Below are 15,417 nucleotides of genomic sequence, written 5' to 3' on the forward strand. Positions count from 1 at the left end.
TATCTGATTTATTGGTTCCTTAATTAACAGCAATGAAAAAAATACTTGTTTTTTTGCTTATGACCTTGTTTTGTCTAAGCAGTCATGCTCAGTTTAAATTGAGTGGTAAGATTTGGAATTATGATCCAAACAAGACATTGGAAATCAATATTCCTCTTGTTTTCGGTTTTTATAAAGAAAATTCGCAACGGGTAACCGTTGCCGGCGATGGTACATTTGAGGTCGTGCTGCCAGTAACAGCTCGAAAATCCGCGACACTAATTTACAGCGGTGTAGTTCAAACCTTGTTATTAAGCCCTGGTAAGAATCTTATCGCCAATTTAACGGATAGTACGATCGTATTTGTAGCCGGTAGTGCTTTAACAGAAAATAAAACTATTCAGCAAATAAAACTGGATGAAGTGCCGTTTTTTATGAAAGCCCCAGCCTTAAACAATCTTGCTAAACGCTCTTTGGCTGAATTGAGACAGCAGCTGTTAATTCCCTTTTTAGCAGATTGCAATCAAATGAATGAAGTGATCCAAACTACTTCATTGCCCAGCCAACTAAAAGACTATATCCGTACTGAGCTTTACGCGCAAAGAATTAACCATCTGAACGATTTTGCCCGTGTAGCTGAATTGCCAAAACCGACCTCAGATAGTTTAGTGCTAGAGCTGTTTGGAAAAGTATCGATTAATTTACAGGATGATTTTGGAGGCCCCTCTTTCTATTCTTTCCTTGACAATTACCTGCGTTATTTGGAAACGAAAGCATTTGGTAAGATTCGGTCGGAGAAGATCCCTTCAAGCGAGCCGATCCCTTATTTCGGGATAAGCCTAGACAGTGCAAATAGATTAATGAATAGCTATAGTAAAGATTATTGGCGGTTGATTGGTGCTTTAAATAATTTTCCCAAAACTATCGTCGAAAAATACAATTTTCAGCAACTGGTCAATCTATATCATGACAGGGACTTACCGCATTTAAAAGCATTGGCGGGAGCACATTGGAAGATATTTCCAACGGATAAGCATAGGCCGCTCGTTGAACGCTATATTGCCGATCTTGACTCTCTTTTGATAGCGAATAAACAGAACAAACAGATCCGGTTGATTGAGGATGATCGACCTATTTCATCGATCTACGACCTGATTGCTAAATTGAAGGGTAAAGTGGTCTATTTGGATGTTTGGGGTACCTGGTGCGGTCCTTGTAAATTTGAATTGAAATATACACCTGAACTGAAGAAAAGATACATGGATAAAGATATTGCCTTCGTTTATTTGGATATGGATGAAGACCATCGTGATCAGGACTGGAAAGACTTTATACGCGTCAACAATTTAATCGGAATCCATATACGTAAAAATAGGAAACAGATTGAGCCCTTTTGGAAGGAATTACTGCTAAATGCAAAAGACAAAGCCGAATATTATCCGCAATATTTTATATTTGATAAAACAGGAAAATTAGTTGTAGAAAAGGCTCTTCGACCAAGTAATGGAAAACAACTGTATGACCAAATAGATCAGATTTTAAATCAATAATTGTTATGATAGCCATCGCGATAGATGATGAACCTGTGGCATTGCAGGTTATTGAACACCATATAGCTAAAGTCCCTTTTATTGAATTAAAAAGTACATTTACGGATGCGTTTATGGCGATTGATTATCTCCAGAAGGAGCAGGTGGACCTTATCTTTTTAGATATAAAAATGCCCGATATTTCAGGCATAGAGTTTCTGCGGAGTTTGAATACTTCGCCAATGGTGATTTTTACGACGGCTTATTCTGAGCATGCGCTATTGAGTTTCGAGCTCGATGCCATCGATTACTTGCTTAAACCATTTTCTATGAGCAGGTTTTTGAAAGCCTGCAACAAGGCGAACGAATTGTATAGCCTTCGGGCAAAAAAGCTACAGCATAACAAAGACTATCTGTTCGTGAAAGATGGCTATGAACATGTTAAAGTTGAAATTGATCGTATCCTTTATATTGAAGCATCAGGTAATTACACCCAGATACATTTGAGCGATAAATGTATTAGCTCCAGAATTACCATTAGCGAGCTGCTGGAACTGCTCCCGAAGAACGAATTTGTTCGTTGCCATAGAGCATTTATCGTCGCACGAAGTAAAATGATTAAGTTCGACAAAACCCAAATTTGGGTAACAGACCGGGTTATTCCCATTGGAACAACGTATACTGAATTGAAATTATATTAATGCTAAATACGCATTTTTTGATAAGTCAGGGCTGATTAGAAAGTAGGGAAGGGGTTGCGCTGTCAAAAGGTTAAGGGAACGTGTTTATGTTTTTAAGATAAATTTAATACTTTTGTAGCAATAGATCATTAGTGTTGTCAATTTTTAAAATTTAAAGTCATGTAATGCATTGTCGATATTTAGGAAGAAAGTAAACAACGGGATGTACCCGATTTGTTTATCCTATACCTATATCTTCAATTTTTTAGTATGGATTTAAATTTTAAAAATGGAATCAACAAAATATGGTCGTACCTATCATTTCCCATTTTCGCCAGGGACAAGCAGCGACGATCGTTTTAATCAACATTATTGGAAGGATATACAATCTTTCCATAAACTGTTATTTACAGAAAAATTAGACGGTGAAAATAATTGCCTTTCACGGCGTGGAGTATTTGCACGATCCCATGCAGCTCCAACCACGTCGCCATGGACGGCTCAGCTTCGGGAGCATTGGTCTAGATTAAAAAACGATCTGGATGATTTAGAGTTTTTTGGTGAAAATCTTTATGCTGTGCATTCTATCGAATATGTGCAACTTGAGCACTATTATTATGTTTTTGCTGCTCGAATTAAAGATCAGTGGCTTTCATGGGAAGAAGTTACTTTTTATGCCAGTTTATTTGATTTTCCTACTGTACCTGTTTTAAAACTCGAAATTGTAAAGGATTTGACTGAGTTGGAACTTCGGCGTTCAGTCGAAAATTTGGCCATGCAGTCTTCTATATTCGGATCGTTTGACCCTAAAACTGAAGAAGCATGTACGATGGAAGGGTTAGTCTGCAGGAATGCTGATGCATATGCCGTCAGCGAATTCCAGCACAATGTTTTTAAATATGTTAGAAAAGGGCATGTGCAGACCGACGAACATTGGACAAAATCATGGCGAAGAACAAAAATGATTTGGGAAAGGAGGGATTTCTAATGGAATGGACAATAGCATTAAATAAGAATTGGTCGGCTTTAGAGAAGCAATTTTCTTGGGTCAGGGATATGGAACAGGTACAACAAGACCCTTTACATCATGCCGAAGGGAATGTTGCGATTCATACCCAAATGGTATTACAGCAGCTGGAAGCATTGCCTGAATACCGGAATCTGGATTACCAAAAGCAGGAGCTCCTCTGGGCTTCCGCTTTATTGCATGATGTCGAGAAGAGATCGACGACAATTGTCGCTGCAGATGGTCGTATCAGCTCTCCAAATCATGCTAAAAGAGGAGCGCAGACCACACGGGAGATTTTATTTCGTGATGTGGAGACCCCTTTTGCATTACGGGAGGAAATTGTCGCATTGGTACGCTATCATGGATTGCCATTGTGGTTGATGGAAAAAGTCGACCCAATGAAGAGCGCCTTGGAGGCGTCACTGAGTGTCAATATGGGTCAGCTTAAGTTGTTGGCCGAAGCAGATGCTAAAGGAAGGTACTGTGCCGATTTGGATGCTTTGCTCTACGCATTGGATATGTTCGAACTGTATAGTAAAGAGATTGGCTGCTGGGATGCCACGCGTTCTTTTTTGTCTGAAAATGCACGATTTACATATTTTAATGGAAACAATAGTTATGTTGATTATGTGCCTTTTGATACATTCAAATCCACGGTGACTGTACTTTCAGGTTTGCCGGGAATGGGCAAAGATTATCAGATTTTAGCCATGAATACCGACCTTCCTGTTATTAGTTTGGATGACATCAGACGCAAATATCGCATTGATCCTACTGATAAAAAGAGAAACGGATGGGTTGTACAGGAAGCAAAAGAGCAGGCAAAAAAATACTTACGCTGTGGACAGGATTTTATCTGGAATGCCACCAATATAACTTCCCAGATGCGAAAACAATTGATCGATCTTTTCGTAAGCTATCAAGCTTATGTGAAATTGTTGTACGTTGAAAAACCCTATAAGATTTGGCGCGCGCAGAATAGCGATAGGGAGTACCCACTGCCAGAAGTTGTCTTGGATAAAATGTTTCATAATTTGGAAGTTCCGCAGTTGACAGAGGCGCATGAGGTTCACTACATTACGGCATAGCGGATGCTTTTAAGTAGGGGGTATTTAAGCAGGACTGTGCTGCATCTTTGATTGATTTTGCGAATCAGCCCACTTATTTGGATAGGGGGCTGATTTTTTTATATAGTACCTTTTTTCGGAGAGAGAGGCAATTTTTAGCTACTTTTTCAATCGCTGTAGCAACATAGATAAAAGCTCCTTTTCCTTGATATCGATGACATCCATGTCGATCCAAAAAGATGCAGGTTTTGTTGATAGATTGCGGTCAATAAAGCTTAATAAATAAATTAGACCGCTTGTTTTTTCTTTTTTTAACGATGAAAGGTCATTTAATTTTATAAAAATAGAATTTGTCCGATATAAACCAGTAACAAAATAATCGATATCCGTCCAAGGGATTTGCTGCGGTTTCAAAACGCTGTTGTTTAGTAATGTATGCTCATCTATCGTGAGTGCGGCCTCTCCTCTTCGATAGCGGTTCAGCTGTTGTAGTCGAAGATAAAAAACCGTTGCCGCAACGAGTATCCATATCGTCGAGGTTAGCTTAAAAATGAGATCATAGTATAACCAAGCATGCAACCCAATGACTGCTGGAAGAAAACATAGCAGCATGCTGATGATAATTTTTCCTTTGCTAAAATTAATTTTGATCATTGCTTTCTCTTTTTTCAAAAAGTACAAACTCCGCAAAAAATGGAGGCTGCCATTTTCATCATAGCTCCAATCTGTTAATCATATTATTGGAGCGCCTGTTATAAAGATAGGGGGTAAAGGCCATTGAAACTATTCCGATTTATGATTCGTGCTTATTCGTATTACTTGAATTTATCTTGCCATCCCTTCCGTATTGAGCTTAATTGAAATGGTACCGCGTGTCTTTTTTTTGATAAAAGGAATGAGTAGCTTTGTTTGTATAATAAAGTGATGGACTGTTGGAAAAACTTAAAGAACATTTAAAGAAATTTATCGATGTCGATCCGATCGAATTAGAAGAAATATTGCTTTACTTTAAGACGAAAACGGTCGCGAAAAAAGAAAATATACTGGAGGAGGGCCAAGTGTGCAGATACCATTTTTTTGTATTGAAAGGTATTCTCCGTAAATTCTTTGTTAATGAAAAGGGAGTGGAACAAACGACTGAATTCGCAATAGAAAATTGGTGGATTACAGACAATATGGCTTTCGAACATAAGCTTGTTACGTCATTTTACATTCAGGCCGTAGAGACTTCAGATTTAGTTTATATCAGTCAAGAAAATCAAGAGAAATTGGTTGCTGCATTTCCGATCATGGAGCGTTATTTTCGCTTTGTCTATCAAAGGGCTTATGCTGCTGCGCAAATGCGGGTTAAATATCTATTCTCTAAATCTAAAGAGGAATTCTACCATGATATGCTCCGTAAATATCCTCAGTTTGTAAAACGTGTTCCGCAATACCTGATTGCTTCATATCTGGGATTTACTCCAGAATATTTAAGTGAAATCCGTAAAAAAATACTTCCCTGAATCTGCTGCTATAATCTCGTTGCAATTGAAGGTTAGTAGCATTGGTCCGAATCTGCAATGCGAAAAGGGCTAATTTGAAATTCAAGTTTGTGTTCTTTTGCATAGTCTTGTGCCAATTTTTCGAATTTTTCCATTGCCTTATTCTCAGAAGCAGCAAAACAGTGCAGGTTTAATTCCAAAGGTTTCTCTGAGGTGGCAGGATCGATACGCAATTGTTCAACTTCGGAGAGGACAACAGCAAAAGAAGTTTTACAGATTTCAACTTCTAGATACGGCCCCATTAATTGAGATGAAATGCTATAATAAGAATCGTTATTTTGGATTTCTTCCTGAAAGGGGTCTAAATAGGTCGTAACAATAGATCGATAACCATATTTAGCATTACCAAAAAAGTGATCAATATATTCCTGTGCTTTTTCATATGTTGAGAAGACACCTTCCAGATTGGTGAATAAATCTGGATCTTCTTTTACTTCTTTTGAAACTACTGTATATACCTTAATGGGGTTGGTTGTCATATTTTGTATGCTACTGTTTGTACATTAAGTAAAAGTAAGTTTTTCTGCAAAAAAACTAATTTAGACTTTTATCTATGAGCGATTCTAAGATAAAATCCTCGTTTTAAAATAAAAAATTTCCTTTGTTAATTTGTAGCCTGTTTAGAGCAGGTGTTTGTGCTTTAAAGTTGTATATAATTTTCGTATTCTCCAAATTTTTTACTGATTGTTTTTATTTGCTTTTCTAAAATAATACGAATTGAACATATAATCCTATTCTCGAGCTCGCTTTATTACCAACGTGTTACCAAGCTCCTCCTGCAAGTAGTCTGGGCCTAGGTTAAGTCTACTTTTTTAGCTGATTTCAATGTGGAGCCACCTTGTTTACACGGTTGGGGCAGGGCGATGTTGGACAAGGGCAATAAACCAATTGCTTCTGACGCCGAATGATGAAAACCTGTTTTGACAAACTCATCAGAAATATGCTGTTGTTCCCAAGTCGTATTTTTTCATTTGACTGGACATAGACAATGCATGCGATCTTTGTTTTTCTTGCTAAGGAAAACTTCTCGGTCATTTCGGTCTTGTGTCTAATTAAGTGCATGTTATTTATTTCGTTAAATTAAATTTATTTAAATTTATTTAAATTTAAAAGATAGTGAAATTATAATTGAAAAAGATGTCATTTTGTGTCAAAACTATGCTCTTTTGTCTCAATTTATTTTTAAATTTTATTTGCTTTAAAAGCCTGTTGAGGGCTTTTTTTGTTCGTATAATGTTTTTTTTGGACTTAAGTAGCACCTGTCCTCTTTCTCTTGTCGGAATCCAGCGATTTGTTTTTTATAGTCATTCAAACGTTTTCGTAAATAAATGGATTAAAAAGATTTGATTGTATTTTCTTAATTAATACTATTGTTTTGTGTTAATTAAATAATAACCAATTGATATTAACGACTAAAAGGCCTTGTTTTTGGGCTTTTTATAGTTTTATTTATTAATAACCAATAAATCTTAATCTATGAGAAAATTTAATCGTTTGATTTTCGTTAGTTTTTCTTTTTTGTGTATGCTATTGCTGTCTACAGGAATTGTTTATTCACAGGGAACTGGAAAAGAACTAAAGGGTATCGTCAAAACAAATGATGGGCGTTTTTTGGAGAAAGTTACCGTTTTGGTAAAGGGAACTTCAACGGGTACATTAACAGATAGCTACGGTCGCTTTAGTTTAAAATTGCAGCAAAGTACTGCTAAAGTTACTTTAAGTTTTACCCATACGGGATACTCGTCCAAGGAACTTGACGTAGAAGTGGGTAGGGAAATAGAGATCACCCTTTCTGAATCTACTGAGAATCTAGATGAAGTCGTCGTTATTGGATACGGAACTGCCAAACGTAAGGATGTGACGGGCGCAATTGTTTCGGTGCAGACCGAAAAGCTTGAAAAGGAAGCGCCCAGGTCTGTTCAGGATCTATTAAGGGGGAATGCCGCCGGCTTAATCATTGGCCAGGGTAATTCTGCTAAAGGGGATGCTAGCCTACAGGTAAGGGGAAAAGGAACATTAAAGGCGGGAAGTAGCCCATTAAATGTCGTGGATGGCGTTATATTCGATGGAACATTTGCAGATCTTAATCCCAATGATATTCAGTCTATTGATGTTTTGAAAGATGCGAGTGCTACTGCTGTGTACGGTGCAAAGGCCGCCAACGGTGTTATCTTAATAACGACAAAAAAAGGGAAAAAAGGGAAGCCGAGCATTACTTTCAATGGAAATTTTGGTATGGTTGAAAGCGCAGGGATGCCACGCGTAATGACCGCTGATGAGTTTTTGAAATATCGCTATGACTTTGAAGTAGGCCGAAGAACCGCCGACTATCTTAAAGCGCACCCCGAAATGTTTGTGGACCCAAGACTGCTCAGTGGAACCAATCAGTTGGACTGGTATAATTACGATCAAAAGACCCCCGTTACAAATGTAACAGAGGATCAGTTGATTAGGTCTTGGCTTTCTCGATTGGAGCTAAAGACTCCGGAAATTGAAAATTACATGAACAATAAGATTACGGATTGGCAGGATTTGGTTTTTCAAAAGGGGATCCAGCAGGATTATACTGTTGCAATATCGAATAGTAGTGAGAATGCTAACTATTATTTTTCCTTAAACCATGTTGACCGGGAGGGAGTAGTGGTCGGAAGTCGGTTTAAAAATTTCAGAACTCGACTAAATCTCGAAACTAAAATTACATCCTATCTAAAAGTCGGGGCGAATACAAACTTTGCAGTTCGAAATGAGGGCTTTCTAAAATCCGATTGGAAACAGTCTGCGGTGATTTCTCCCTTTGGATCAAATAATCTTGATGATCCTTCCAGTATCTATCAAAGACTGCCGACAGGCGATGTTACTCCGGTAAACCCGTTCTTTGATAATCAATTTAGGGATCGAAAGGATCATTATAACACTTTGAATTCGAGTCTGTATGGTGTAATTACCTTGCCCTTTGGAATTGAATTACAGTCCAATTTTACACCTTCTTTCAGTTGGCGGGAGTATTATAATCATGATTCGTCAAAAAATCCTGAATGGAAAGCGAGAGGTGGAAGTAGCGAAAGAACTTTTAAAAAAGTATATAATTGGCAGCTAGATAACGTGCTACGTTGGAAGCGACGTTTTGATGTACATAATTTTGAAGTGACCCTATTACAAAATGCGGAGAAAGGGCAGTCTTGGGAAACTAAAGCCAAAACTTCACAATTTGTACCATCAGATGTGCTTGGTTGGCATCGTTTACAGGCCGGTACAATTCCATTGAACGAAAGCGAAGACACCTATCAAACCGGAGATGCCTTAATGGCTCGCTTGTTTTATTCCTTTAAAGATCGTTATATGTTGACAGCTTCTGTGCGACGTGATGGGTATTCAGCCTTTGGCGCTCAAAATCCAAGAGCAACCTTTCCAGCCTTGGCTTTTGCCTGGGATTTTACAGCAGAAGATTTTATGAAAAATACCAAATCCTGGTTGGATTATGGCAAGCTACGGCTTTCTTGGGGAAGAAATGGTAATCGTGATATTGAGCGCTACGAAGCTCTTTCCGACATGACCTCTGGGTTACATCCCTATATTGATGCGAGTGGAAACCTCTATCTTTCATCTCAGTTATATGTGAATAGAATGGCCAATTTGGGCTTAAAATGGGAGAGTAAAAGTTCGTATAATGCCGGTTTGGACTTTTCAATCTTCCATGGCCGTCTGAGTGGTGCACTGGATTTTTATACGGCAACAACCCAGGATTTATTGGTAGATCGTGCATTGCCAGAAATTATCGGATTTAGCAGTGTTGCTGCCAATCTTGGTGAGCTCTCAAATAAAGGTTTTGATATTTCCTTGAATAGTAACATCATGAATAGGGGCGATTTTAGTTGGAATGCTACGGCGATCTTTATGTTGAATCGGAGAAAAATCGTGAAGTTGTATGGCGATATGGTGGACGTAAAAGATAGTGAGGGAAATATCGTCGGCCAAAAGGAAGCGGACGATGTTAAAAATAGATGGTTTATTGGACAGGATCCCGACCGGATATGGGCTTACAAACGAAATGGCATCTGGCAATTAGGGGAAGAGGAAATGGCAGCAAAATACGGCAACCAACCTGGCGATTTTAAATATATAGATCAAAATGGAGATGGGGTCTTAACGGATGCCGATCGTGTATTTCAGGGGTATACAACACCGCGTTTTCGCTGGTCGTTTCGAAATGAATTGCGTTATAAAGAGCTGAGTTTTTCATTTTTAATTTATTCCAATTGGGGGCATTATGGGGACTTTAACCAGGCAGCAAACAATAGTAATTTTGCGGATCGCAGTACGGACTATGCGCTAGATCGCTGGACGCCAGATAATCCGATCAACGATTATGCGCGTATTGGATCAAAAAATAATGGTACAAACTATGTCAACATGTCCTTTATGCGTTTGGACAATATGGTGCTTTCCTATAATCTGCCGAAATCATTGTTGCAATCGTTAAGAATCCAGCAGCTTCGTATTTCAGCTTCCGTTAGAAATGTAGCCTATTTGACAAAAGATTTTAAATTTGGCGACCCCGAAAGAAGCTGGAAAAGTGACGCATTGGCAGATGTAGGTGACCCAGCTCCCCGTACCTATAATCTTAGTTTAAACCTTACCCTTTAATTTTTAGATCATGAAATTGAAAAAAAATATAATATTTAGTTTATGTATTGGTTCAATGGCTGTTTTTACATTTTCTTGTAGTAAGGATTGGCTTAAACCGAAACCTTTGTCTTTCTATGAACCTGATGTTGCACTAGCCGATGCGCAGGGTATGTACTCCGCTTTAACGGCCTGTGAAAGAAATATGCGGCATGAATTTTTTGACGATGCTGCACCAATTTTGACCGAGATTATTCAATCTGAAGTAGCCGTAGAAGGTACGACAGATAAAGCTGGTCCACAAATGGATATGGATATTGCACTGCTTCCCGATGCAGACCTCAATCACAACGATAAAACTAAAGTCGGTTGGTATTGGTACGAGGGATTTAAGGGGATAAAATATGCCAATCTTATTATTTCAAGAATAGATGCAGGAACTTTTAAAGACCAAAATGAAAAAAACGCGATTTTAGGAGCTGCTTATTTTCAACGTGCCTATCGTTATTTTAAATTGGTGCACCAGTTCGGTGATGTGCCCTTCATTGACAAAGAGATAAATGAACCAAAATATGATTTCTATAGTTACGATCGTTGGAGTATTCTCGAAAAATTACGTAAAGATCTGGAATTTGCCTACCAATGGGTACCTGAAAAAGTAGATCGTGGACGTACCTCCAAATCTGCTTGTGGTATATTGTTGATGAAGGTATGCATGGCTTTGGCAGATTTTGATCGGGCAATCGCTATTGGAAAAGAAATTGTCGCTATTCATCCACTTATGAAAAGCAGATTTACGGTGAATAAAAGTAAACCAAATACCAATCTGATGTTTGATCTTCATAGTGTTGAGGCAAAATTAGATGGGGCCAATACCGAAGGTTTAATGTATGTAGTTTCTTATCCTGGAGTTGATGGCTCTGCACGCATAAGAACAATGCGTAATGGCGTTCCTTTCTGGAACAACGGCGGTATAAAAACACCGGACGGAAAAACGGGGACAGGCCTATCATTAGCAGCGGATGAAACTGATCTTTCATTGGATTTAAATAAGAACTATGGTCGTGGTATAGGACGATTGCGTCCAACTTGGTATTTTACAAATCAGATTTGGAGATCTGGGAAAGAAGATAATGATTTGCGGGGGATTTTTAATCGGGATAGTTGGAGAAAGATGGAAGATTTGAAATATAATGAGCCCAACTTAAAAAAGACCGGCAATCCCTGGTATGGAAAAAATCTCGTTAAACCGGCAGGGATGAGTGTTGAGGATTCAATTCGTCTATGGTTCTCTTGGCCGCATTATAAATTATTTGTACCGGACCCATTGCAAACACAATGGGAGGGCGGGGAAACTCCATGGTATATTTATCGTTCTGCGGAAGTCTATTTATTGTTGGCAGAAAGTTACTATTGGAAAAATGATCTTGGTCAGGCTGCCATTGCCATTAACGAAGTCCGTCAACGCGCCGGTGCGTCACAGCTGACAGCAGGCGAAATCAATATCGGTGAGCTATTAGATGAGCGTGCACGTGAGTTGTATTATGAAGAAAACAGGCATATTGAGCTTGTAAGGATTGCCTATATTTACGCAAAAACCCGAAAACCATGTGAAATTTTTGGTGGCCGTGTTTATGATTTAAAACAGATTAGTGGTCCAGGTGGAACGAATGCGAATATTAAACAAGCTGGAGTTAATTTCTGGTACGATAGAGTGGTTGCCAAAAGTAATTTCTATAACAAAGGGGTCAAACATAAATGGGCCGAATATAAAATTAGTGTGCACCATATCTTATGGCCTGTGCCTGCCAATGCAATTAATACAAATATCAAAGGTGTTATCAATCAAAATATAGGTTATCCGGGAGCCGAGAAAAATAAAACGCCGTTAGTGGTTGAAGATAAGTAACAAGTGTTTTCAAACGTTTTCGTAAATAAATCACATCATTTGATTCATTTCACTTATATTAATTAATATCTTGTTTTATTAAGTCAATTGAATCAATAGCCAATAAGTAAATGGGGCCCTGTTTGGCGTGAAAGTGAAGTGTAGCATCGTCTCCTGGCTTTCGCTAGTATGGTCCCGAACGTGTTATGATTGACGAACCAATGATGAATAAATAAACCGGGTCGATAGACTCAAGATCAAATTTTACAATGAAAAGAAATACACTATTTAAATCTGTTGTGATGGCAGCGATCGTTAGCAATGCTGTATTATCGTATGCCCAGACAGATAAAAGTAATGAGAAAGGTTGGACAAACCTTTTTGATGGAAAAACGCTGAATGGCTGGAAATCCGTCGGAGGAAAAGCTCCCTATTCTATTGAAGGTGATGCTATTGTCGGCAGAATGACAAAAGGTACGCCCAATTCTTTTTTGATCACTGAAAAAGAGTATGGTGATTTCATATTGGAACTGGATGTTAAACTTGAAGGCAACGAAACAAACTCAGGTATTCAGACACGGAGCCATCTTGATCCAAAGGCTAATGATGGGCGCGGACGCGTATATGGAAGGCAAGTTGAAATAGACCCCTCTTCACGTGCATGGACGGGTGGAATATATGACGAGGCGCGTCGTGGATGGATTTATCCACTTGATTTAAATGAAAATGCAAAAAAAGCCTATAAAGCAGAGGAATTCAATCATATCCGAATAGAAGCAGTCGGCGACGAGCTGCGTACTTGGATCAATGATATTCCTGTAGCTTATGTCGTTGACACGATCGATAGAACAGGTTTTATCGGATTACAGGTACATGGTATTCCACCGCAATTGGATGGAAAGAAAGTTTATTTTAAGAATATTAAAATAAAAACAACTGACCTCAAATCAAAAGGCTTTCCGAAAGACCTTTATATCGTTAATCTGAAGCCCAATGATTTGGCAGATGCCGAAAAGAAAAAAGGAGTTAAGCTCTTATTTGACGGTAAAACCAATAAGGGCTGGCGGAGCATACACGGCGATAAATTTCCAGAACGTGGTTGGGAAGTTAAAGATGGGCAAATGACTGTCCTGAAATCCGACGGAGGGGAGTCAACCAATGGCGGTGACATCGTCACAAAAGATAAATACGCCGTGTTTGATCTCTCATTTGAATTTAAGCTTAGTCCGGGAGCGAATAGCGGTGTTAAGTATTTTGTGACTTTAAAAGAAAAATCAAAAGGATCCGCTATTGGTTTGGAATATCAAGTACTGGATGATGCTTTACACCCTGATGCGAAATTGGGACGAGACGGAAATCGTACATTGGCATCGCTTTACGATCTCATCACATCCAATCGTGACGAGCGTGCGCGCAGACCCATCGGTGAGTGGAATAGAGGTAGAGTTGTGGTCACAGCAGATAACAAAGTGGAACATTATTTAAATGGAATTAAGATGTTGTCTTATGAGCGGGGCTCCAAAGCGTTTAAAGATTTGGTTCAGATCAGCAAATATAAAGATTGGGAGAACTTTGGGGAAGCTAAGGAAGGCTTTATTCTTTTGCAGGATCATGGTGATCGGGTTTCTTTTCGCAGTATAAAAATCAATACACCCAATTAAGCTTATCTCTTATGAATCATTATTTATCGCGCAGAAGCTTTGTTAAACAGTCTGTTATCGCTGCAGGAGCGGTTATGCTATCCAATAGTGTATTGGGAAATGTCAGTTTGGCTAAACCAAATGAGCGTGTCAACTTAGCTTGTGTAGGCTTAGGAAATAGGGCCGCAGAAATCATTAAAGAGCTGTATAAAACAGGACTCTGTAATATTGTCGCGCTATGTGATGTAGATCTTGGCGCGAAACATACACAGGAAATTTTGGGCTTGTTTCCTGATGCACCTAAGTTTAAGGATTTTAGAGTGATGTTTGACAAAATGGGAAATCAGATCGATGCTGTAAGTGTCGGAACTCCCGATTTCTCACACTTTGCCATAACAATGCTTGCACTGGACTTGGGTAAACATGTTTACGTGGAAAAACCAATGGCGAGAACATTCCTTGAAGTTGAACTGATGGCAAATAAAGCTCGGAAAAACCCTAAACTTGCTACCCAAATGGGAAATCAAGGGCACTCCGAAGCAAATTACTTTCAGTTTAAAGCCTGGAAAGATGCCGGTATTATTAAGGATGTGACGCGCATCGATGCGCACATGAATATGCCGCGTAGATGGCATGGCTGGGATGTGAATATGAAGGGTTTTCCTGCCGCTGAAATGGTGCCCGAAACATTAGATTGGGATCTTTGGCAAATGCAGACCATAGGCCATAATTATAATAAGGATTTTGTGAATGGTCAATGGCGCTGTTGGTATGATTTTGGAATGGGGGCATTGGGTGATTGGGGTGCACATATATTGGATACAGCGCATGAATTTTTAGATTTGGGGCTGCCTACAGAAGTGTCCGCTGTGAAGCTCGATGGGTATAATTCCTATTTTTTCCCCATGTCTTCGACCTTGAAATTTCATTTTCCAAAAAGGAAAAAGATGCCAGCAGTAGATATCAATTGGTATGATGGACTGGATAATTTGCCACCTATACCGGAAGGCTACGGTGTATCCGGACTGGATCCTAATATTCCTGCACCAAGTACAGGGAAATTGGAACCCGCCAAATTAAATCCTGGGAAAATTATCTATAGCAAGGATTTGATATTTAAAGGTGGTTCTCATGCTAGTACCTTGCAGATTATTCCAGCAGCGAAAGCCAAGGAAATGGAGTCTCGGTTACCGGAAGTGCCACAATCACCGTCAAATCACTTTGCTAATTTCTTAAAAGGTTGTAAAGGCGAAGAAAAGACCCGCTCGGCTTTTGAAATTGCAGGTCCTCTGAGCCAAGTATTTTGTTTGGGTGTAATTGCACAACGCTTAAACAGTAAATTGATCTTGAATACACAGACAAAAGAAGTGACTAATGATAAGTTTGCCAATGCACTCTTAGCTGGACCTCCACCTGCGAGAGGCTGGGAGCAGTATTATAAGATGTAATGCACCAGTA

11 protein-coding genes are annotated in these 15,417 nt (G+C 39.0%); 9 read left to right on the forward strand and 2 right to left on the reverse strand.

All coding sequences use genetic code 11. The features are described from left to right. Positions 1–32 precede the first annotated feature (32 nt). From BV902_RS10245 to BV902_RS10260, 4 genes are all read left to right on the forward strand, one after another. The gene (locus tag BV902_RS10245) at positions 33–1,529 is read left to right on the forward strand and encodes a TlpA family protein disulfide reductase (protein WP_075991835.1); all 1,497 of its coding nucleotides are present in this window, start codon (positions 33–35) and stop codon (positions 1,527–1,529) included. Between the two features lie 5 nt (positions 1,530–1,534). Further along, positions 1,535–2,209, forward strand: coding sequence for a LytR/AlgR family response regulator transcription factor (locus BV902_RS10250; protein WP_075991836.1), 675 nt, complete (start codon positions 1,535–1,537; stop codon positions 2,207–2,209). Positions 2,210–2,477: 268 nt separating this feature from the next. Further along, positions 2,478–3,176: an RNA ligase family protein gene (locus BV902_RS10255; RefSeq protein WP_075991837.1), complete on the forward strand. Its 699-nt coding sequence runs from the start codon at positions 2,478–2,480 to the stop codon at positions 3,174–3,176. Beyond that, positions 3,134–4,285: an AAA family ATPase gene (locus BV902_RS10260; protein WP_237242082.1), complete on the forward strand. Its 1,152-nt coding sequence runs from the start codon at positions 3,134–3,136 to the stop codon at positions 4,283–4,285. The genes BV902_RS10255 and BV902_RS10260 overlap by 43 nt, the downstream gene beginning before the upstream one ends. Before the next feature lie 138 nt (positions 4,286–4,423). Here BV902_RS10260 and BV902_RS10265 read toward each other — a convergent pair whose 3' ends face one another. Continuing rightward, complete coding sequence (locus BV902_RS10265) at positions 4,424–4,918, reverse strand: STM3941 family protein (RefSeq protein ID WP_075991839.1); 495 nt, start codon at positions 4,916–4,918, stop codon at positions 4,424–4,426. Between the two features lie 278 nt (positions 4,919–5,196). On the opposite strand from BV902_RS10265, the gene BV902_RS10270 reads away from it, so the two are divergent. After that, entirely contained in the window at positions 5,197–5,769 is a 573-nt protein-coding gene (locus BV902_RS10270; protein ID WP_237242084.1) for a Crp/Fnr family transcriptional regulator, read from the forward strand. Positions 5,770–5,801: 32 nt separating this feature from the next. On the opposite strand, the gene BV902_RS10275 is transcribed toward BV902_RS10270, so the two are convergent. After that, on the reverse strand, positions 5,802–6,287 hold the full coding sequence (locus BV902_RS10275) for a hypothetical protein (RefSeq protein WP_075991841.1): 486 nt from the start codon (positions 6,285–6,287) through the stop codon (positions 5,802–5,804). Positions 6,288–7,284: 997 nt separating this feature from the next. On the opposite strand from BV902_RS10275, the gene BV902_RS10280 reads away from it, so the two are divergent. From BV902_RS10280 to BV902_RS10295, 4 genes are all read left to right on the forward strand, one after another. After that, entirely contained in the window at positions 7,285–10,452 is a 3,168-nt protein-coding gene (locus tag BV902_RS10280) for a SusC/RagA family TonB-linked outer membrane protein (protein WP_075991842.1), read from the forward strand. Positions 10,453–10,462: 10 nt separating this feature from the next. Continuing rightward, the gene (locus tag BV902_RS10285) at positions 10,463–12,340 is read left to right on the forward strand and encodes a RagB/SusD family nutrient uptake outer membrane protein (protein WP_075991843.1); all 1,878 of its coding nucleotides are present in this window, start codon (positions 10,463–10,465) and stop codon (positions 12,338–12,340) included. 248 nt (positions 12,341–12,588) lie between these two features. Then, positions 12,589–13,980: a 3-keto-disaccharide hydrolase gene (locus BV902_RS10290; RefSeq protein ID WP_075991844.1), complete on the forward strand. Its 1,392-nt coding sequence runs from the start codon at positions 12,589–12,591 to the stop codon at positions 13,978–13,980. A gap of 11 nt (positions 13,981–13,991) precedes the next feature. Further along, complete coding sequence (locus BV902_RS10295) at positions 13,992–15,407, forward strand: Gfo/Idh/MocA family protein (RefSeq protein ID WP_075991845.1); 1,416 nt, start codon at positions 13,992–13,994, stop codon at positions 15,405–15,407. Positions 15,408–15,417: the final 10 nt, after the last annotated feature.

Origin of the sequence: Sphingobacterium sp. B29 (genome assembly GCF_001952815.1) — a bacterium.
Taxonomy (GTDB): domain Bacteria; phylum Bacteroidota; class Bacteroidia; order Sphingobacteriales; family Sphingobacteriaceae; genus Sphingobacterium; species Sphingobacterium siyangense.